Raw genomic sequence first — 20,927 nt, 5'->3', positions numbered from 1 at the left:
CCTGATTAATTCTCTCGTTCTTATCGCAATTTGGCCGTGCAATACCTTGTATCGATATTTGGTTACCCAGATCACATGATAGTTAATATCATACACTGCATGACTGTTCTTTTTATATCCATCCATACTTTTTTCACCTCGTATCTCAAGTATGGACATCAAAAGATAAGGCTAAAAGCGGATACTGTCTAAAGACGGTGGAGTTTGACCACGCTTTTGGAAATTAAACAAATTCTATTGCCCTCGTTGATTATAATAAGAACAACATCCTTCTATAAGCATCTAGCGACTAGTTATATGTTTCACCTGGATACCAACAGAATGAAGATACTCATGAATCTTACTGTTATATAGGACAATTTCATCATCTGATAAATGCGCAGGACGTTTCTTAAATACAAATTTTTTCAATTCTGAAATGTAAATAAAATACCTTTCGTTATCTTCATTGGCAAACGTAACTTTCTCCCACTTCTCTTGCTGTATGGTGTTGTCGAATTCTCTTCTAAAGCCTTCTTCATTAATCGTTAATTTGCATTTCGATTCGATTATTTCTGGATTATTCTTAATCAATCGTCTTACCTCAGCAATCATACCGTATTTGAAGATATACTGGTTCGTGAGCAAAAAAACAACTACTGCCATTAGAATTTTCAGGATATAGTAACCATCAATCATCATGGTAACAAGCAGTAAATATATGATTGAGAGCACGAAACCCACTACTTTTTTTCGTTTTTTATAGTAAGGCAATGTATCAACCGAATCTTTTTGAATCGCTTCTATATCATCCATGCTTAATAAAAAATGAACTTCCATAAAAGGGTATCCTTTCTTCTTGTATCATTAATCATTGTGGAAAGAACGAAAGCATAACAATGTTTTTTCGTTATTTTAAATATTGATAACTTCCGCCATAATAAATAATTGGTTGCCCTTCTTGAACTTGTAGTTCTTTTACTTTTGCAATATAAATGGTATGGTCTCCAGCTTCAACCTCCGATTCCTTCTCACACACTAACTGAACAAGCGCATCCTTTAACACTGGAGTCTCATCTAGAATATCAAACGGAACTGGTTGATCGGCTTCTTTTTGCTTAGCAAAAATCATCGATAATTCCTTTTGTTGATCCGATAACACACTAATCCCAAACTGATTAGCGTCGGCTAATGTTTGAATAATACTTGCTTTGTTGCTTATCGAGACGGCTACTAAAGTAGGGTCAAGTGATAATGACATAAATGCATTGACAGTAATCCCTTTTACCTCTCCATGCTTATCATTTGCTGAAACTACCGTTATACCCGTTGCGAACTCTCCCATTGCTTTTCTAAATAATTGTGTATCTATCATATAAAAACTCCTTTTTTAACAGGCTATTCAAATAATATCATGGTTATTCAAAAAACAGAAATGAATTGCACTCTACTCCTTTTCACGGTTTAACAGCATGGCAGGAAGATACCTTTCTTCTAAATAAAACGACAGATAACCTAGAATGGTCATCTGTCATTTTATTTCTTAGTCTTGTTTAAAAGGTTGTTCATACGTAATGTTTTTTCTAATCTCTACCACTTCACCAATTTCATCACTGTCGATAACAAATGAACCGTTGCTATATCGATCGCTAATCGTTAAATCGATCGGATGGATGGTTTGCGTGTGACCAGAAGCTGTAACCAATGTGATTAATTCCTCTGTATTAATTTCTTCAAAACCAACAACTCGATGTGGTTTTGCTTTTAGCTCTCGTAACATAATTTGCCCTCGCTTAGCACGAGAAGATATTTCAAAATCAGTTAATTTCATTCGTTTCATCGCACCTCGTTGAGTGACCAATGTAAGATACGTCGGTTCCTCATTATGCGATAAAACAACCCCATTTACAACATACTCTGACTCTTTTAGCTGAATTGCTTTTACTCCAGCAGCACGTTGTCCAACTGGTGAAACTTCTACTTCTTGATAGCGTAATCCAAACCCTCGATTGGTTGCAACAAATATTTCTCCAAATCCGTCAGAGCAAACTACATTAATTAATTGATCATCATCTTTCAAATTAATAGCTATTAAGGCTTTTGAATAACGTTGAGCTTCATATAATTTTAATTCACTACGTTTGATCATACCGTTTTTGGTGAAAAAGATCAGGTATTTGTTCTCCGAAAAATCTCGAATCGGAATGGCTTGAATAATCTTTTCCCCTTTTTCAATCGAGACAATATTCGAAATGTGTTGGCCTAAATCTTTCCACCGGATATCTGGCAGTGTGTGTACAGGCGCGTATAAGTACCTTCCCCTGTTTGTAAATAACAACATGGTATCTGTTGTATTTATTTCGAATAATCCAACAAGATGGTCATCATCCTTCATTGCCAAATCTTCTTGATTCGAAGCCGCATAAGAACGAAGACTAGTACGTTTCACATAACCGTCATGGGTTACGGAAATGAGTACATCTTCACTGGCAACGGTGACTTCTAAATTGATTTTCAATTCCTCCACTTTTGCTTCAATCGTTGTCATTCTAGGGGTATTGTAGCGCTTTTTTATTTCCTTCAAATCTTGTTTGATTACTTTTGCTAGTTTTTTCTCATCACAAATAATTTCACTTAACTCACTGATTTTTGTTTCTAACTCACTTGCTTCTTGCTGTAAGGATGTAATATCTGTATTGGTAAGTCTGTATAATTGTAAATTAACAATCGCTTCTGCCTGTTGATCAGAGAAGCCAAATTCGTCCTGAATTCGTCTCTTTGCGTCTGCTTTATCGTTACTTGCTCTGATCGTAGCAATTAACTCATCCAAAACAGAAATTGCTTTGATCAACCCTTCCACAATATGAGCCCGTTCTTGTGCTTTGCGTAAATCAAAATGAGATTGACGTAATACCACTTCTTTTTGATGAGAGATGTAGGCATCTAGTAATTGCGTCAAATTTAATTGAGTTGGTGTTTTATCTTTAATCGCAACCATATTAAAGTGATACGTAATTTGCAAATCGGTATGTTTGTATAGATAATGTAATATTCCTTCACTATCCGCTTCTTTTCGTAGTTCAATGACAATTCGTAATCCTGTTCGATCCGTTTCGTCACGAACCTCTGCAATGCCCTCTACTTTACGATCAATACGTAACTCATCCATCCGTTTTACCAAAGCAGCCTTGTTAACCTCGTAAGGAATCTCATCAATGACAATCTGTTCTCGATTACCGCGAATAGGTTCAATCTGGGCACGACCTCGAACAATTACTTTTCCCTTCCCAGTCTTATAGGCTTGCTTTAGTCCTTCGGCACCTTGAATAATACCACCAGTTGGAAAGTCTGGTCCCTGCATAATCTCCAACAATTGATCAATTGAAATATCTGGTTGATCAATTTTCTTCATTACCGCATCAATTACTTCGTTTAGGTTATGTGGTGGGATATCGGTAGCATATCCAGCTGAAATCCCGGTTGACCCATTCACCAATAGATTCGGAAAACGAGCAGGTAATACGACTGGTTCATTAATCGTATCATCAAAGTTAGGAATATAATCAACGGTTTCCTTATCAATATCACGTAACAATTCACTAGCAATACTAGAAAGACGAGCTTCTGTATAACGCATTGCAGCAGGTGGATCTCCGTCGACACTACCATTATTGCCATGCATTTCTACTAAAACATTACGGACTTTCCACGTCTGACTTAGACGCACCATTGCTTCGTAAACAGAACTATCCCCGTGCGGATGATAGTTACCGATAACGGTACCAACCGTTTTTGCTGACTTACGGAAGCCTTTGTCATGCGTATTCTTTTCTTCATGCATGGCGTAGAGTATTCTGCGTTGAACTGGTTTTAATCCATCTCTCGCATCAGGAAGTGCACGATCTTGAATAATATATTTACTATAACGACCAAAGCGGTCACCGATTACTTCTTCAAGTGGTAAATCTAAAAATTTCTCTAGTGAAGCCAAGTGGTTTTCCCCCTCTTATTACCCGTGAATATTTTCATTATCAATGATGTTTGTTTCTTCATCCAACCCGAATGCTACATGGGATTCAATCCATTTACGACGAGGAGCTACTTTGTCTCCCATTAAGGTAGTGACACGTCGTTCCGCTCTCGCAACATCGTCAATCGTAACTCGAATTAACGTTCGTGTATCTGGATTCATCGTTGTTTCCCATAATTGATCGGCATTCATCTCACCAAGCCCTTTATAGCGTTGCAACAGATAGCCCGTTTTAAACGCTTTAATGCCTTCTCGCATTTCTTCGTCACTCCATGCATAACTAATCTTTTCTTTTTTACCTTTCCCTTTTGAAATCTTGTACAGCGGTGGTAAAGCAATATACACTTTCCCCGCTTCGATTAAAGGTCGCATATAACGATAAAAGAATGTTAGCAATAGTACCTGAATATGCGCACCATCAGTATCCGCATCAGTCATGATGACAATTTTGTCATATTGAACATCATCTAAACTAAAATCTCCACCTACTCCAGCACCAATGGTATGAATAATTGTTGAAATTTCTTCGTTCTTCAATACATCAGCAAGTTTTGCTTTTTCTGTATTTATTACTTTTCCTCGAAGTGGTAAAACAGCTTGGAATTTTCTATCCCTTCCTTGTTTTGCCGATCCACCAGCGGAATCACCCTCAACGAGATAAAGTTCATTACTATCTGGATTTCTTGATTGTGCTGGAGTTAATTTTCCACTCAGCAACGCATCTTTTCGTTTTTTACGTTTTCCACTTCTTGCGTCTTCTCGTGCTTTTCGAGCAGCTTCCCGAGCTTCTTTTGCCCGAACTGCTTTCTTTAACAACATCGTTGCAGTATCTGGATTTTCTTCCAGGAAATACGCTAAATTCTCTGAGACAATCGCGTCTACTACTGAACGGGCTTCTGACGTACCTAATTTCCCTTTTGTCTGTCCTTCAAATTGAAGCTTTTGTTCCGGAATACGAGCAGACACAATGGCAGTAAATCCTTCTCGAATGTCATTACCTTCAAGATTTTTATCTTTTTCCTTTAATAAACTAGCTTTTTTCGCATACTCATTAAATACTCGTGTAATTGCAGAACGCGCTCCTGATTCGTGTGTACCACCGTCTTTCGTACGGACATTATTAACAAATGACAACATACTTTCTGCGTAACCATCATTAAATTGAAAAGCAAAATCAATCTCAATTTCATTTTGCTCCCCCTCAAAGGATACAACAGGGTGTAACACATCTTTCTCTTCGTTTAAATAAGCTACAAATGATTTTAACCCTTCTGGATAACAATAGGTGTCACGTTGTTCATTTCTTTCATCGCTTAGTTCAATTTCCAATCCTTTCAAAAGAAAAGCCGCTTCGCGTAAGCGTTCCGATAACATCTCAAATTGATAGGTAGTCGTTGAGAATATGGACGGATCGGGCTTGAAATGAATCGAGGTTCCCGTTTTCTTTGTAGTACCAATTTGAACCAGTTGTCCCTCAGGAATACCACCATTACGGAATGTTTGTTGCATTATTTTTCCCTCTCGGTGAATCGTAACCGTTAACGATTCTGATAATGCATTTACAACAGATGCACCTACACCATGTAACCCTCCTGAAGTTTTGTAGCCTCCTTGACCAAATTTCCCGCCTGCATGAAGAACTGTCAAGATAACCTCTGGTGTTGATCGTCCAGTTTGGTGCATTCCTGTAGGCATACCCCTTCCCTGATCAACAACAGTGATACTATTATCTTGATGAATGGTAACAGTTATTTTTTCTCCATATCCTGCTAACGCCTCATCAACGGCATTATCTACAATTTCATATACTAGATGGTGCAACCCTCTAGCATCTGTGCTACCAATGTACATCCCTGGTCTTTTTCTAACGGCTTCTAAACCTTCTAATACTTGAATGGAATCATCTGAATAGGTTGTGTTTTGCGAATTCAAACTTATTTGCTCCTTCCTCTAGCGTGCAATAAAAATGACGAATACATTTCACATTACACCCTTAAACCCAATATAGAATAACTAATTTATCTTAATAAAATTACATTAGAACAGATGTTTGTTTTTAAAATTCTACTATCTAGTATATCATTGATCAATATATTTTAAAGAGATTGTTTGAAAAGTACAGAAAACTGACAAATTGTTTTTCTTGAACTTCTAATGGCTGTGTTGCCTTATAAGATTACAACGATTTTTGTTCGAAGAAAGCTTCTATTCGCCAGTGTTACACAGTTAAAGGGAAACTTCAATCAGAAGTATTTTGCTTTCCCGCTGGTTGTTAGCCCTGAATCATGATCTTAAGACCACGATTATTCCCTTGATTTTCTTAAAATAGGAGTTTTTTCGGACAGTTGTCCCGGGATAAAATAAAGAAAATCTCTGTCAACATCCGACAAGAGATTCTCTTGATAGGCTATAAGCACATGTTCAAAACGTCGTCGAAATAGAAGAAACCTGTTTAATGCGGTGAAATTTGAGAACCGACGTGTAGGTTTTCCTACAAGAGAACCCAAAAAACAAGCCAACAAAGAGATGCACCGCTTATCATTTGGTGGCTTTTTGGAACAGCCTCTATAAGGATGCATAAGCAACTTTAATACAGAAATCCATGACTACAATAAAATCAGCTTCTTTTAGATCTTGATAAACCTGATCATCACGAATACCTTGTTGCGCCCAAAAAATTCTTGCATCAGTTTTTTTTGCCTCCATTGCGATGTCTTTTAAAAAGATTGGTTTTCGAAAGACATTGATGATGTCAATTTTTTCTGGTACTTCTGTTAATGTAGCATATGCCTTTTCTCCTAAAGATTCCTCTATCGTCGGATTAACTGGAATAATCTTATAACCATGATTTTGCATTACCTGAGCAACCTGATAAGAAATTCTATTCGGTTGATCAGATAACCCTACTACAGCAATTGTATTTGAATTTTCTAATGCTTTTTTCATTATAGAACGTTCTGGATGTTGATAAGTCAAAGCGTAAACACTCCTTATATCTAGAATTTTCTACATATGTATATATTACGCTTTTGAATATCATTTGGTCAAATCAGTCTAATCCAATAATTAATACCTGGTCTTAAAAAATGGTTATGATTTTTTGCTATTTCATGATAAAATAAGCGTGTTGAATTATTCGAAGTATAATCGCGGTTAACTATCATTTGATTAACTTAGATTGACTCGCTGTCTGAAGTAGAACTATACGTACGATGACACCGGGATAAAGTGAAACTTCAATCAGTGGGGTTTTTTAGGTATTCCCCACTGATTGTTAGTTGAACCATTCGGGGTGCTAGCGTCCGTTACTCCCATTGTAACAACTTATTTTTCTTGTTGTTTTGAAGTGGGAGTCTTACGAACGGTTGCTCCGGGATAAAGTGAAACTTCGATCAGTGGGGTTTCTTAGGTATTCCCCACTGATTGTTAGTTGAACCATTCGGGGTGCTAGCGTCCGTTACTCCCATTGTAACAACTTGTTTTTCTTGTTGTTTTGAAGTGGGAGTCTTACGGACGGTTGCTCCGGGATAAAGTGAAACTTCGATCAGTGGGGTTTCTTAGGTATTCCCCACTGATTGTTAGTTGAACCATTCGGGGTGCTAGCGTCCGTTACTCCCATTGTAACAACTTATTTTTCTTGTTGTTTTGAAGTGGGAGTCTTACGGACGGTTGCTCCGGGATAAACAAGACGGAAAGAAGGAAAAGAAATGAATTATCTATTATTTATTATTTGTGCTTATCTATTAGGATCCATTCCGTCCGGACTAATTGTTGGTAAGATCGGTTATAAAATGGACATTCGCGAACATGGAAGTGGTAACTTGGGAGGAACCAATGCATTTCGCGTGTTAGGAAAAAAAGCTGGTATGATTGTAACGATTGCTGATATCGGAAAAGGGACTTTAGCTACACTTTTACCCGTTATCTTTCAGCAGCCTGAACTTAATCTATTAGTCATTGGAATCTTTGCAGTTATAGGACATATGTATCCGATTTTTGCGAATTTTCGTGGTGGAAAAGCTGTTGCAACGTCAGGAGGATTAATCCTTGGTGTTAGCCCATTGCTCTTTTTAATTATTTTTCTTTCGTTTTTTATTGTATTATACATTACGAAATATGTATCACTTTCATCAATGGTTACAGGTATTGTAGCTTTCATTACTTCAATCATTATGAATGAAATTGGATTACTCATCCTTACTGGCCTATTAACCATTTTTATTTTCTATCGACATCGAGCAAACATCAAACGGATCTTAAATAAAACCGAACCGAAAGTGAAATGGCTGTAATTCTATAACGAAGTTTTAGTATAAGAGATTTCTTTCTGACAAAGAGGTCTCTTTTTTTGCTCTTTTTCATTCATGTATCTAACTATATTTTTATACATCCGGGTAATCCCTTACCCTATATTCAACAAAAATCTTGCTTTTGATATAAAAAAATTGAATCTATACGATTTGTTCAGTATACTTTGAAATAGTAATGCTTGCGGAGAGGAGTTATTTTATGCCTAATCAACAAAACAATCAAAAAAAACTACCAAGTAAATCAGAACGTCACAAGCTATTTGGTTCGGTTACTCCTGGTAACAAAACAAAGCCTACAGAGAAAAAGCTAATGGTTGATTTGCAAAATATAAAGAATGATTTTCTATTTGACTTGGATGCTGTTGGAATTACAAACGTAAAACATCCTGTTCTAGTAACTAGTGTTTTAGAACCGAAGGAACAAACTACGATCGGTAACTTTACCTTTTCATCTTCTATTTTAAAGAATAGTAAAGGAACAAACATGAGTCGCTTTACAGAACAGTTAGAAAGTTACCATAATCAAGGTGGCTTTACACTTTCAATGAATAACCTGAAAAAATTCACCAAAGAGATGGCAGAAAGGCTAGAGCAACAGGATGCGGAATTGAAGGTTACTTTTCCGTGGTTTTTTCAACGAAAAGGTCCTAGTTCAGATCTTGCTGGCTTAAACCACGCAAATGCATTTGTCTTTGTTCGCTATGACGAAACAAGTGGTTTTAGCATTAAGGTTGGAATGAAGGCGACCATTACGACACTTTGTCCTTGTTCAAAAGAAATTAGTGAATATAGTGCGCATAATCAACGCGGAGAAGTGAGCATGGAAATAGATTTAGTTGAATCATTCGATGATACGAAAATAGATTGGAAACAAGTTTTATTAGAAGCTGCAGAAAGTAACGCGAGTGCTCGTATCCATCCTGTTCTTAAACGTCCGGATGAGAAATATGTGACAGAGCATGCGTATGAAAATCCACGCTTTGTGGAAGACATGGTAAGACTAGTCGCTGCTGATCTATATGAAATTTCCTTTGTAGAAGCTTTTTATGTTGCTTGTCAAAATCAAGAATCTATCCATTTGCATGATGCGATCGCATCGATCACATATGACAAAAAAAGTGAAAAATAGACAGGTTGGTTATTATGAAATTTCTATTTTTAGGAATTATTTGGGTGTATCAAAGAGTCATTAGTCCCATCAAGCCGCGAACATGCCGATTCCACCCGACTTGCTCGCATTATGGAAAAGAAGCAATCACTCGATTTGGGGCCCTTAAAGGGGCATATTTAACGGTAAAACGAATCTTAAAATGCCACCCATTCCATCCTGGTGGTTTTGATCCAGTGCCCGAAAAAACAGAAAAACAAAAACGCTGAACCATGATACATTTGGTTCAGTGTTTTTTCGTTATTCTTCATATAACTTTAGAAAAAGATTATGTGCTGTTTCATTTGCTTCTATTTACAAACATCGTTTCTTCCCTATTATTCAGTTGTGACACAAACAGCGCGTTAAGCAAGTGGTCCTTATCCGCTACGTCAGAAAATGGGCCCTGGGGAAAGGGAGTCAATTTCATTTGAGGAGCGGGTTAGAAAGCTTCTCGCTAATGCACAGTTTATAGAAACTTAGTCATAAGCAACGATTAATTTAGCAATTAGCTTTTTTGTTGTCTTTATTAATTAAAATCAGTGCCAGTAAGTTTTTTACCAGCACTGTTAATTGTTCCTTTAGATTAAAGAAAACCGACTTAATTGTTCTTCTTTTCTTTCTGCTAACAATATTTCTCGTTGTTTTTCTCCAAACAAATCAAAATGAGGATATGTTTCATCCCGATGAATCCATTGAGGCAAAAGTTGATATTGCTTTCCCCATTCGGCAAGCTTATCTATGTCACTACAGCCAACTTTTGTAACAGTGTTGCATCCTGGAAATCTTTCATCTTGCCAGTAATGGGTCAAAAAAGAAATCTTCCCGTTTTCCACTGACTTTTTCCAAGCGATTAACTCTTCTCTTTTTACTCCAAACGCCATTCTAATTGTCTCCTAATGCCGAAAGATATGCTTCATGCCAGTCCGGAAATTTACGTCGTACGGATATCGGACGAAAATTCTCTTTTTTTACAATCACATGATCCGTCGTACCAGTAACTGCAATATTACCTTCTTCGTCACGTATTTCATAACCATACGTAGTGCGCAATCCATCATACGCCACAATCCATGTTTCAATGTATGCAGGTTGTCCATAACGAATCGGTTGTTTGAAATCCATATTTGCTTTAACAACTGGTGACACGACGCCTGCTTGTTCCATATTAAAATAGGATAAACCTAATTCTTCAATAAACGCTGTTCTGCCGATCTCAAACCAAACCAAATAATTTGCGTGATACACGACGCCCATTTGATCTGTTTCTTGATAACGCACGTGAATCGGTGTAAGAACCTTTTTCATTATAATTAATCTCCCTTCACTGCTAACCATGCTTTGGTTACATCTTCTTTATTAATTCGAACAAATTCTTGCTCATTAACCTGTTGGTCAATCCGTAGTGCTTGAAACTGAATGGCTTCTTCTACTAAATTAACAACAAATCGAGCATTCCCTTTTATTGATTGCCTAGAGAATTGTTGTAACAAATAATCTTTCGCTGCCTCATCTAATGAATAGTGATAACGTTCGATGTGGTAAAGCGTGATTTCGATAAGTTCTTCTGCTGTATAATCGAGAAATGTAAAATATTTTTTAAAACGAGAAGAAAGACCTGGATTGCTCTGAATAAACCGTTCCATTTCCTGTTGATATCCCGCTAATATAACAACTAAATTCTCATTATGTTTTGTCATTTCGTCTACTAGTGTATCAATCGCTTCTTTTCCAAAATCATTTTCTCCACGAAATAGCGCATACGCTTCATCGATAAAAAGCACTCCGCCTAGTGCTTCACGAATCTTTTGTTTTGTTTTTATCGCTGTTTGACCAACATAACCAGCAACTAAATCACTACGAGAAGCTAAAATAAAATGTCCTCGTTTAAGAAGACCGCATTCTTTTAACAATCTTGAGTAAATTTTTGCCACGGTTGTTTTTCCTGTGCCTGGATGCCCTGAAAACACTGCATGCAACTGAATAGGAACAGTTGGATATCCTTGCGCTTTCCGCTGTTGCTGGATCTTTACGAATGAAGAAAGTTTTTTTACTTCCTCTTTTATATTTTTCAGCCCTATTAGTTGATCCAATTGATACATAGGATCCGTACTGTCCTTAGCATCATCTAAAACCGCCAAGTCTTTTGATTCAATTCGCATATGTTCCAACCAATTATCATTTGCACCAACCGTTTCAGAAGCACCTTTACTAAAGATTGCTTTCATTACTAAATCTCGTACAGTTCTGGCATTACCAAAAGTATCATCCACTTTTGCACGCTCAATTAAACCGGATAAACTGTTTCTAGCTGTTTCTGTGAAATAATAGTCATTTTGAAGTGCATTGTTTTCTGCGATTTGAACCAATTCGTTGATTTCAAAATCAGGTAATTCCATCATGTTTTGATCAGGAAACCTACTACGGAGCCCCGGATTAGACCACAGGAATTGCCGGGTTTCTTCAGGATATCCTGCAAGAATAACTGCAAATTTATTTGCATATTCTCCACTTGTCATCGCTGATACCAATGTGTCAATCACTGCCTGGCCATAGTCATTGCCACTTTGATCTTGACGCCTCAAGCTATAAGCTTCATCAATAAATAGAACACCACCAACCGCCTGCTTAATGTAGTTGATTGTGTTTTCCTCACTTTGTCCGACATAAGAGCCAATTAAATGAGAACGATTTACCTCAATTACTCGATTTGATTCAAGTAAACCAAGTTCATGATAAATATCAGCTAATAATCTGGAAATTGTTGTTTTTCCAGTACCAGGATTCCCTGTAATAATCATATGTAGGCCTGGATCATCAATCATTTGAAAACCAATTTTCTTCCGATCTTGTTGATATTTTAAATAAGAGTAGTATTGTTTCAGGTATTGTTTAATTTCTTCTAAACCAATCATATCTTCTAATTGATCTAATGGAGAGCGTTGAACATCTGCATTTAATGCCTTCGGAAAGTTCTCATAAAATTCATGTTGCAACTTTACAATCGCTTGGATCGTTTTATTAATTTCTTTTGTAGGTACACCGGTTCTTTTGGCTTCAATTAATTTTAAGGCGGTTTCCATTTCTTCCTCTAAGACTAATAACGCATCTTTCAGTTGAAAATAAATAGTTTCTAATTTGCTTTCTTTTTTCTTTAGACGGATGGAACGTGTTGCATCATGATAGGATTCTATTTGTGATTGCCAATCGGTTAATTTATTTCGCTTTGCTGAATCAAAATCTGTTTCTCGGATCGACCAAGTATGAAAGTCTATTTGTTGTAAATGAAAATAAATGCTTAGATAGTTTTTCACTGTTACTAATGATTGATAAACAGGTACAGTATCATCATAAGTTGCTGCCTTATCTAATAACACATCTACCAATTCATCACTATTCTTATGTCTAACTAAACGTTGAAATGCTAACATCGTATACAAACCGGAAATTGCGGTTTCCGTGAGATGATGTTCTCCCTTTTCAATTTGATCCAATGCTCTTAGTAAATCAAGCTCTTTATAGGGAGCTACTTTATCTAGGTCATCCCAAGCTAACACTTGTTTTTCTTTTATTTTTGATAAGATGGCATAGTTAGTCATACCCAGCCCTCCTCTTTTATCCAATATGTCTGATATTCTATCCGTGATATGTATTTTACCATAAAGTGATGCTACTCACTAACGAGAAAGACTTCTATACATGGATGGAAAAGCAAATGAAGAATACAAAAAGGCAGGATACTAAACACTCGATTATAGTTTAGTATCCTGCTTATTATAGCTTATGCTTCTAATTTATTTCGTAACACCATTGGTAGAATTCCGCCGTGACGGTAATAATCAATCTCTACTTCCCCATCAAAACGAGCAATTACTTCAAATGTTATCGTTGAACCATCTTCTTTTGTAGCAGTAACTTTCACTAATTCATTTGGTTTTACTGACTCATCAATACTCACATTAATAGTTTCGCGTCCAGTAAGCCCTAAAGAGTCTGCTGTTACACCTTCTTGGAATTGAAGTGGAAGCACTCCCATCATAACCAAGTTACTACGGTGGATGCGTTCATAACTTTCCGCAATTACTGTTTTAATGCCCAATAAATTAGTACCTTTCGCAGCCCAGTCACGGGAACTTCCCATACCATAATCTTTACCTGCTAAGATAACCAATCCAGTATCGTCTGCTTGGTACTTCATCGCTGCATCATAAATTGGCATCACTTTATCTGTTGGCCAATATGTCGTATAACCACCTTCTGTTCCTGGTGCGAGCATATTTTTGATTCGAATGTTGGCAAAAGTACCACGCATCATTACTTCATGGTTTCCACGACGTGATCCATAAGAATTAAAATCACGAGGGGAAACATCATTATCTTGTAAATATTGACCTGCTGGCATATCCTTTGCGATTGCACCAGCTGGTGAGATATGATCCGTTGTAACTGAATCTCCAAACTTACCGATCACTTTTAAACCAGATAATGGTTTAACTGCTTCTGGATCTTTCGCCAATCCTTCAAAGAATGGTGGATTTTGAATGTATGTTGAGGATGAGTTCCATTCATACAATGGTTCATCGGTTGTTTCAATCGCATTCCACTTTTCGTTGGATTCAAAAACATTTTCGTATTCTTTCTTGAAAATTTCCGGTGTTACTACTTTGTTCACCTCAGCACGAATTTCTTCAAGTGAAGGCCACAAGTCATCAAAGTAGACATCATTACCATCTGTATCCTTCCCTAGTGGTTGATCTTTAATATCAATATCAACGGTCCCCGCTAGAGCGTATGCCACAACTAACGGTGGGGAAGCAAGGTAATTTGCTTTTACTAGTGGGTGAATTCTTCCTTCAAAGTTTCTGTTTCCTGATAACACAGAAGCTACAGTTAAATCATGATCAATAATAGTATCTTCTACTTCTTGTGATAATGGACCAGAGTTACCGATACATGTTGTACATCCATACCCTACTAAATTAAAGCCTAATTTATCTAAATACGGCATTAAACCTGCATCCTCTAAGTAACGGGTTACTACCTTTGAACCAGGAGCTAGTGATGTTTTCACATAGCTAGGAACCTCTAAGCCTTTATCCACTGCGTTTTTCGCAAGTAGTCCAGCCCCCAACATAACGTAAGGATTAGACGTATTCGTACAGGATGTAATAGCGGCAATAGCTAGAGCTCCGGTTTTCATTATTGACTCAGATCCATCAGGATGTTTTACTGTTGCTTCTTTTTGAAATTCAGATTCATCTAACCCAAATCCTTGTGTTCCTGCCGGTGCTGTTACCGCATCTGTAAATGATTTTCTCATATCTGATAGTTTGATTAAATCTTGTGGACGTTTTGGCCCTGACAAGCTTGGTTCTAACTCAGATAGATTAATCTCAACTAAATCAGTGAAATCTGGATCTGCTTGATTCGAATCATACCAAAGATTATTTTCTTTACAGTATGTCTCGACAAGGTTAATTTGCTCTTCACTTCGACCAGTTAATCGTAAATAATTTAATGACTCCTCATCGATTGGGAAGAAACCACAGGTCGCACCGTATTCAGGTGCCATATTTGAGATCGTTGCACGATCGGCAAGTGGCATATCTTTTAACCCTGGACCGAAATATTCAACAAATTTCCCTACTACTTTTTTCTCACGTAATACTTGAGTAACTTTCAAAGCCAGATCAGTTGCTGTAATACCATTCGGCATATTACCAGTAAATTTAACCCCAATTACATCTGGAGCTGGGAAGTAGGAAGGTTGTCCTAACATACCAGCTTCAGCTTCAATTCCACCTACACCCCAACCAAGCACTCCTAAACCATTAATCATGGTAGTATGAGAATCCGTACCTACGAGCGTATCAGGGTATGCATCAAACTCGCCATTATCATTTTCAATCGCATGAACTACGTTTGCCAAATACTCTAAATTTACTTGGTGTACAATACCGGTTGCTGGTGGAACAGCTCGGTAATTATCAAATGCTTTCTGAGCCCAATTTAAAAACTCATATCGCTCTGCATTACGTTGGAATTCAAAATCCATATTTGTAATTAATGCTGTACTTGTTCCAAACTGGTCTACTTGAACAGAGTGGTCGATAACTAAGTCAACTGGCACCTCTGGATTAATTTTATCTGCAGAGCCTCCCATGTCCACCATTGCTTTACGTAACGAAGCTAAATCGACTACAGCTGGAACTCCTGTGAAATCTTGAAGAATTACACGTGAAGGCTTGAAAGGAACATCTGTTTTTTCTGTTTTGCCCCAATTTGCTAAACCATGGATGTGTTCGTCGGTAATAACACGACCATCGTATTGTCTTAATAATGATTCAAGTAATACTCTAATCGAAAAAGGCAAGCGTTCAATGTTGCCTTTTCCTGCTTCTTCTAAAGCTTTTAATTGATAATAGTTATACTTCTTTCCATTCAATTCAAATGATTTTTTCACATTTTGGTTTGAATTACTTTCTGTCATTACTTATACCCCCCTATAAAAATACACATTCATTTCTACAACACTATGATTAAAATAAGCACATATACTCTACTATTTTAAAGGAAGAAAGCAAATAAGTAAAATATTTCGACAATGATTGCTTTATCCAGCTGAAAAAACATAGAAAAATACCGACTAAAGCGATATTTTCCTATGTTTATGTTTGCCCATGGTGGTAATCAGTAATTTTAGCGACCAGTGGTAGACGAACTTCAAAGGTACTACCTTTGACCTCATTTCTGCGAATCACAAGTTCTCCCTGGTGATTACTAATGATCTTGTTAGTGATCATTAATCCTAAACCGGTGCCTTCCTTCTTCGTAGTGAAGAATGGTTCTTTTACTTTATGTATCAAATGTTCTGGTATTCCTGGCCCTTCATCAATAACGGCTATTACACATCTATTTCCATTTGATCTTACATTGATTGTGATCACACCACCATCTTTCATTTCCTCAATGGCATTTTTAATCAGATTAATAAAAACCTGTTTCATTTGTGATCGATCACAATAAACAGTCAAATTCTCCTCGATCTGTAAATTCAGTTGAATATTATATGTCTTAGCTTGTGTGTTCATTAACGTGAGCACATCTTCTAGCATATCGTAGACCAATTGATCAGAACGATTATCGGTCAAGGGTTTCGAGATGAATAAGAGTTCTGAAGAGATCGATTCAATTTTATCAATTTCCTCAACCATAATTTTATAATATTCATCTTTACGATCCATGCCTGCTTGCAACAAATCAACAAATCCTTTTAATGATGTTAATGGATTGCGAATTTCGTGTGCTACGCCTGCAGCTAACTGACCCGCAACAGACATTTTTTCTGATCGAATCAGCATTTCTTCCGCTTCTTTCTTATCCGTAATATCTTTAGAAAGGGCAATGAAAAAATAATCTTCTTTATCTTTTATAACAATGGTAGATATGACGGCATCTACCCATATATACTTACCGATCGCATTACGAATATGCAGCGAAAAACGTTGACGGTATGTAGCCTTCGGATCGAAAATAGTTAAGAAGTCATCTCGATCATTTGGTGAAAAATAGGATAAAACCTCCTCACCGACTAATTCTTCGGTATGATATCCCAACACTTTTTCTATCGATGAAGAAATATAAATTATTTTCCCTTGTCGATCGCTAACTGTAATAAAATCAAAACCATGATCTTCAATCCAGTCCACTATCGGACTAGGCAAACTGGATAACATGAACTGTTTAGGTGGGTAATCTAAGACAAATATCTCTTTATCTGCTTTGGTTAGATTAAGCTTGGCTCCATTATGCAGCCCCATGCGCATCGTCCTTTCGATAACTATTACCTGCCATTACTTTACAATGATAACATATTTAATCTATATATATTATAGAAAATTTCTAAATATGCTAAAAAATTTGTTTTTTCGTAGTAAAAACCGAAAAAAATCCCTATATACCACAATTGGTACAAGGGATTTTTTTGGTTGCAATGTATGAAGAGAAAAAAAATCTACTCTATTTATTTTACTTGGCTTTGATTATTCATTGCACGCATCATTTGATTGATTTTTTTCTGTGATGGTTTTTGACCCATCTGCATCATTAAAGTTCTTAACATTTGTTCGTTAATTGGTGGGTTCTTTTTCAAGTAATTCATCATATATTTTCTGGCGATGAAAAATCCAAGCGCAACACCAGCTAATATAGCGATAATAGCAATAAATATTACCCAGCCGATACCTATAGTCATGACTAGTCTTCCTCCTTCAAATCATCTCTCACTTAGTATAGTAAACATTTCGAAAGATTACAATAGATGCAAGGAAAAAGCTTTGAAGTGAAACTTCAATCAGTGGGGTTTTTTAGGTATTCTCCACTGATTGTTAGTTGAACCATTCGGGGTGCTAGCGTCCGTTACTCCGGGATAATTTGACCACTACGATCCTAGCGTACCATTTGCAGACGATATGTTTTTTTTAATGGGGATAACCATCCATGACGATGTCCATCTTGTTCGATTACGAAACAATTTTGATCGATCTGCTCTAACCAATGGAAAAAGAAAAAACTCACCATTGCTAGCGATTCACAGCTTATTTCTATCCAACGCTCTTGTACACTTATTTCCTCAATGGAATACTCATTTGTTTCAGTTAGGTATTGTTGATTTAACATACGTTTTTCTTTTAAAGACCTTACCCAATCCGTTGGCGTTTCACGAGTAATGTAACGAAACTGTTGTTGTAAATCTTTACGGTTTGGATTGAATAAATATGCTTGAAAAAATTGATTTAATAGACTTGTTTTATAGAAGTAATCTCGATAGACTTCTTCTTGCAAAAAAAAGATATAATATTTTCTCATAACCAACGCCCCCTCTATCAATTAGTATAGCGTGTATGTAAGTTTGATATTGTCACAATAAGGCGCAGAAACACTATTCTTTTGTCAAAAAAAGAAAAACTCACTTATTAAAGTGAGTTTTTCCCTAATCTTAACCTTTATACATAGACTCGAAGCGAGCTACTACGTTTTCTACAGTAAAGCCATACTCAGCCATTACTCTATTACCTTCTCCAGAAGCACCGAAACGATCAATTGCTAAAATGTCGCCTTCGTCTCCAGCGTAACGATCCCAGCCAAGCGAAGCACCCATTTCAATAGCCAAACGTTTCTTCACACTTGGAGGTAATACTTGATCTTTATAGGCTTGATCTTGTGCATCGAAGCGATCCCATGCAGGCATACTTACTACACTAACATCATACCCTTTATCTTTTAATTCGGCTTGCGCTTTCACAGCTAGTTGTACTTCAGAACCTGCAGCAATAAGGATTGCATCAGGTGTTTCTTTTGAAGCGGGACTCACTACATAAGCACCTTTTTTCACACCCTCATACGCATTCTCTTTTGTACCTTCTAACGTTGGTAGACCTTGTCTTGTTAGTACTAAAAGAGAAGGAACTGTTTTGGACTCTAAAGCCAAACGCCACGAAGCTTGCACTTCATTTCCATCAGCAGGACGAAATACAGTAAGGTTCGGCATCGCACGGAATGCTGCCAATTGTTCTACTGGTTCGTGAGTTGGTCCATCTTCTCCAACTGCGATAGAATCATGAGTTAATACATACGTTACAGGAAGTTCTTGAATAGCTGACAGACGTATAGCTGGTTTCAAGTAGTCACTGAATACAAAGAATGTACCACCATAAACTTTTAATCCACCATGTAAAGCCATACCGTTTAATGCAGCTGCCATCGCAAATTCTCGAACACCAAACCAGATGTTGCGACCCGCATAATTTGTTTTATCAAAATCAGACTCATCGTTCATTCTAGTATTATTAGAGCCAGCTAAATCGGCACTACCACCAAAGAAAGAAGGAACTGTTTTTGCAATAGCATTTAATACCTTTCCAGAAGATGCTCTTGTTGCCAATGTGTCTTCACCTGGCTCAAATACTGGTAAATCTTCATCCCACTCTGCAGGAAGTTCACCGTTCATTGCTCCCTCAAATTCAGCTGCTAGTTCTGGATAAGCTGCTTTGTAATCTTCAAACAATTTATTCCACGCTTCTTCAGCCGTTTTTCCTCTTTGCACAATTTTTTCATCGAAATCAGCATATACCTCGTCCGGAACAGAGAATGGTTCATGAGCCCATTTGTAAGTTTCTTTCGTAAGTTTAATTTCATCGTCACCTAATGGTGCACCGTGTGCTGCATTAGATCCAGATTTATTTGGAGATCCATAACCAATAACTGTTTTAACTTCAATCATTGTAGGTTGTTCAAGGTTTGCTTTTGCCGCTTTGAGTGCATTAGCAATTTCTTCGACATCATTACCGTCATTCACTCGAATTACTTGCCATCCATAGGAATGGAATCGATTTTCAACACTTTCAGAGAATGATTTATCTAAATCCCCATCAAGTGAAATATCATTAGAGTCATAAAGAACGATTAATTTTCCTAATCCTAAGTGGCCCGCAAGAGATGCAGCTTCGTGCGAGATACCTTCCATTAAATCGCCATCACCAACTAAAGCATAACTATAGTGATCCACAAGATTGAAATTATCTTTGTTATACTTCCCAGCTAAATGAGCTTCTGCCATTGCCATACCAACGGCCATTGCGATCCCTTGCCCTAAAGGACCAGTAGTTGCTTCTACCCCATCTGTATCGGTTACTTCTGGGTGTCCAGGTGTGTGTGAGCCCCACTGACGGAAGTTCTTTAAGTCCTCAATGGAAACATTGTAACCTGATAAATGAAGTAATGAATAAAGTAGCATAGATCCATGACCTGCTGATAATACAAATCGATCACGATCAAACCATTTTGAATTCTTTGGATTTTGATCCATAAATTCTGTCCAAAGTGTATAAGCCATTGGAGCTGCACCCATTGGAAGACCAGGATGTCCTGAATTTGCTTTTTGGATCGCATCAATTGATAATGTTCGGATCGCATTAATTGATGTTTGTTGAGTTTGATTTACCATTCTTTATTAATCCCCTTTCTAGGTATATAAAATATGTACGTACAATTAATATCCTATAATGAAATAAGATAATAAACAAGTATAAACTGTTTGATTATTTAAATATTTTTATTTTTATTCTGTAAATCTTTCACTTTTTGGGGTGTTACATCCTTCCCATTAGGATCAATAACTTTCATTCCTTTGAATTGGTTTTTAAAAGAGCTTCGTACATTTTTTAAATATTCTTGGCGTAATTGTTGCTGTTCAACTTTTTCTTCTTCTGTTAAGCCTCCTTCTTTTGCTTTCTTCGCTAATTGATTAATACGATTTAATTTATCCTTCGATAGCATAAGTTAATCTCCTTTATTTAGTGACCATTTTCTATTTATCATCTTATTATTTTATACAGGCAATCCTTCCTTTTCTCTATTTTATCGAATCATCTGCGTTAGATGCAAGTAAGACATGTTCTTT

At 36.9% G+C, this 20,927-nt stretch carries 18 protein-coding genes; 3 read left to right on the top strand and 15 right to left on the bottom strand.

Annotation, left to right across the window (positions count from 1 at the left end; genetic code table 11):
- The 6 genes from OWO01_RS14955 to OWO01_RS14930 all read right to left on the bottom strand — a co-directional run.
- Window positions 1-126, bottom strand: a 126-nt coding sequence (locus OWO01_RS14955) for a transposase (protein ID WP_268781282.1), incomplete at its 3' end; no start/stop codon positions are given.
- A gap of 156 nt (window positions 127-282) precedes the next feature.
- Window positions 283-819 (bottom strand): hypothetical protein, encoded by a 537-nt coding sequence (locus OWO01_RS14950; protein WP_268781280.1) that lies wholly within the window; start codon window positions 817-819, stop codon window positions 283-285.
- Between the two features lie 70 nt (window positions 820-889).
- Window positions 890-1,354 (bottom strand): flavin reductase family protein, encoded by a 465-nt coding sequence (locus OWO01_RS14945; RefSeq protein WP_268781279.1) that lies wholly within the window; start codon window positions 1,352-1,354, stop codon window positions 890-892.
- A gap of 168 nt (window positions 1,355-1,522) precedes the next feature.
- A complete protein-coding gene (gene parC / locus OWO01_RS14940; RefSeq protein WP_268781278.1) occupies window positions 1,523-3,970 on the bottom strand; it encodes a DNA topoisomerase IV subunit A in 2,448 nt (815 codons plus the stop codon).
- An 18-nt stretch (window positions 3,971-3,988) separates the two neighbouring features.
- Entirely contained in the window at window positions 3,989-5,941 is a 1,953-nt protein-coding gene (gene parE / locus OWO01_RS14935) for a DNA topoisomerase IV subunit B (protein WP_268781277.1), read from the bottom strand.
- A 633-nt stretch (window positions 5,942-6,574) separates the two neighbouring features.
- Window positions 6,575-6,985: a CoA-binding protein gene (locus tag OWO01_RS14930; RefSeq protein WP_268781276.1), complete on the bottom strand. Its 411-nt coding sequence runs from the start codon at window positions 6,983-6,985 to the stop codon at window positions 6,575-6,577.
- 731 nt (window positions 6,986-7,716) lie between these two features.
- On the opposite strand from OWO01_RS14930, the gene plsY reads away from it, so the two are divergent.
- The 3 genes from plsY (at window position 7,717) to yidD (ending at window position 9,696) form a co-directional block, all read left to right on the top strand.
- On the top strand, window positions 7,717-8,301 hold the full coding sequence (plsY, locus tag OWO01_RS14925) for a glycerol-3-phosphate 1-O-acyltransferase PlsY (RefSeq protein WP_268781275.1): 585 nt from the start codon (window positions 7,717-7,719) through the stop codon (window positions 8,299-8,301).
- 217 nt (window positions 8,302-8,518) lie between these two features.
- On the top strand, window positions 8,519-9,448 hold the full coding sequence (gene folE2 / locus OWO01_RS14920; RefSeq protein ID WP_268781274.1) for a GTP cyclohydrolase FolE2: 930 nt from the start codon (window positions 8,519-8,521) through the stop codon (window positions 9,446-9,448).
- 14 nt (window positions 9,449-9,462) lie between these two features.
- Entirely contained in the window at window positions 9,463-9,696 is a 234-nt protein-coding gene (gene yidD / locus OWO01_RS14915; protein ID WP_268781273.1) for a membrane protein insertion efficiency factor YidD, read from the top strand.
- Between the two features lie 351 nt (window positions 9,697-10,047).
- Here the strand turns inward: yidD and OWO01_RS14910 are convergent, their stop codons facing one another.
- The 9 genes from OWO01_RS14910 to OWO01_RS14870 all read right to left on the bottom strand — a co-directional run bounded on the left by OWO01_RS14910 (window position 10,048) and on the right by OWO01_RS14870 (window position 20,803).
- Window positions 10,048-10,350 (bottom strand): hypothetical protein, encoded by a 303-nt coding sequence (locus OWO01_RS14910; protein ID WP_268781272.1) that lies wholly within the window; start codon window positions 10,348-10,350, stop codon window positions 10,048-10,050.
- Between the two features lies 1 nt (window position 10,351).
- Window positions 10,352-10,774: an acyl-CoA thioesterase gene (locus tag OWO01_RS14905; protein WP_268781271.1), complete on the bottom strand. Its 423-nt coding sequence runs from the start codon at window positions 10,772-10,774 to the stop codon at window positions 10,352-10,354.
- 5 nt (window positions 10,775-10,779) lie between these two features.
- Complete coding sequence (locus OWO01_RS14900) at window positions 10,780-13,065, bottom strand: AAA family ATPase (protein ID WP_268781270.1); 2,286 nt, start codon at window positions 13,063-13,065, stop codon at window positions 10,780-10,782.
- 182 nt (window positions 13,066-13,247) lie between these two features.
- The gene (gene acnA, locus OWO01_RS14895) at window positions 13,248-15,956 is read right to left on the bottom strand and encodes an aconitate hydratase AcnA (protein WP_268781269.1); all 2,709 of its coding nucleotides are present in this window, start codon (window positions 15,954-15,956) and stop codon (window positions 13,248-13,250) included.
- A 178-nt stretch (window positions 15,957-16,134) separates the two neighbouring features.
- The gene (locus OWO01_RS14890) at window positions 16,135-17,286 is read right to left on the bottom strand and encodes an ATP-binding protein (protein ID WP_268781268.1); all 1,152 of its coding nucleotides are present in this window, start codon (window positions 17,284-17,286) and stop codon (window positions 16,135-16,137) included.
- A gap of 203 nt (window positions 17,287-17,489) precedes the next feature.
- Entirely contained in the window at window positions 17,490-17,720 is a 231-nt protein-coding gene (locus OWO01_RS14885) for a YneF family protein (protein ID WP_272506174.1), read from the bottom strand.
- A 194-nt stretch (window positions 17,721-17,914) separates the two neighbouring features.
- A complete protein-coding gene (gene sirA / locus OWO01_RS14880; RefSeq protein ID WP_268781267.1) occupies window positions 17,915-18,334 on the bottom strand; it encodes a sporulation inhibitor of replication protein SirA in 420 nt (139 codons plus the stop codon).
- 130 nt (window positions 18,335-18,464) lie between these two features.
- The gene (gene tkt, locus OWO01_RS14875; RefSeq protein WP_268781266.1) at window positions 18,465-20,471 is read right to left on the bottom strand and encodes a transketolase; all 2,007 of its coding nucleotides are present in this window, start codon (window positions 20,469-20,471) and stop codon (window positions 18,465-18,467) included.
- 98 nt (window positions 20,472-20,569) lie between these two features.
- The gene (locus tag OWO01_RS14870) at window positions 20,570-20,803 is read right to left on the bottom strand and encodes a DUF896 domain-containing protein (RefSeq protein WP_268781265.1); all 234 of its coding nucleotides are present in this window, start codon (window positions 20,801-20,803) and stop codon (window positions 20,570-20,572) included.
- Window positions 20,804-20,927 lie beyond the last annotated feature (124 nt).

Origin of the sequence: Natronobacillus azotifigens (assembly GCF_026805325.1) — a bacterium.
GTDB lineage: Bacteria > Bacillota > Bacilli > Bacillales > Amphibacillaceae > Natronobacillus > Natronobacillus azotifigens.
Note: the sequence above shows the minus strand (reverse complement) of the source record. Positions and strands in the feature narration are given on the sequence as shown.

Excerpts from the sequence above, each read along its gene's own strand:
- OWO01_RS14950 (WP_268781280.1), bottom strand. The coding sequence starts at position 819 with ATGGAAGTTCATTTTTTATTAAGCATGGATGATATAGAAGCGATTCAA.
- OWO01_RS14945 (WP_268781279.1), bottom strand. The coding sequence starts at position 1,354 with ATGATAGATACACAATTATTTAGAAAAGCAATGGGAGAGTTCGCAACG.
- plsY (WP_268781275.1), top strand. The coding sequence starts at position 7,717 with ATGAATTATCTATTATTTATTATTTGTGCTTATCTATTAGGATCCATT.
- folE2 (WP_268781274.1), top strand. The coding sequence starts at position 8,519 with ATGCCTAATCAACAAAACAATCAAAAAAAACTACCAAGTAAATCAGAA.
- yidD (WP_268781273.1), top strand. The coding sequence starts at position 9,463 with ATGAAATTTCTATTTTTAGGAATTATTTGGGTGTATCAAAGAGTCATT.
- OWO01_RS14910 (WP_268781272.1), bottom strand. The coding sequence starts at position 10,350 with ATGGCGTTTGGAGTAAAAAGAGAAGAGTTAATCGCTTGGAAAAAGTCA.
- OWO01_RS14905 (WP_268781271.1), bottom strand. The coding sequence starts at position 10,774 with ATGAAAAAGGTTCTTACACCGATTCACGTGCGTTATCAAGAAACAGAT.
- OWO01_RS14900 (WP_268781270.1), bottom strand. The coding sequence starts at position 13,065 with ATGACTAACTATGCCATCTTATCAAAAATAAAAGAAAAACAAGTGTTA.
- acnA (WP_268781269.1), bottom strand. The coding sequence starts at position 15,956 with ATGACAGAAAGTAATTCAAACCAAAATGTGAAAAAATCATTTGAATTG.
- OWO01_RS14890 (WP_268781268.1), bottom strand. The coding sequence starts at position 17,286 with ATGGGGCTGCATAATGGAGCCAAGCTTAATCTAACCAAAGCAGATAAA.
- OWO01_RS14885 (WP_272506174.1), bottom strand. The coding sequence starts at position 17,720 with ATGACTATAGGTATCGGCTGGGTAATATTTATTGCTATTATCGCTATA.
- sirA (WP_268781267.1), bottom strand. The coding sequence starts at position 18,334 with ATGAGAAAATATTATATCTTTTTTTTGCAAGAAGAAGTCTATCGAGAT.
- tkt (WP_268781266.1), bottom strand. The coding sequence starts at position 20,471 with ATGGTAAATCAAACTCAACAAACATCAATTAATGCGATCCGAACATTA.
- OWO01_RS14870 (WP_268781265.1), bottom strand. The coding sequence starts at position 20,803 with ATGCTATCGAAGGATAAATTAAATCGTATTAATCAATTAGCGAAGAAA.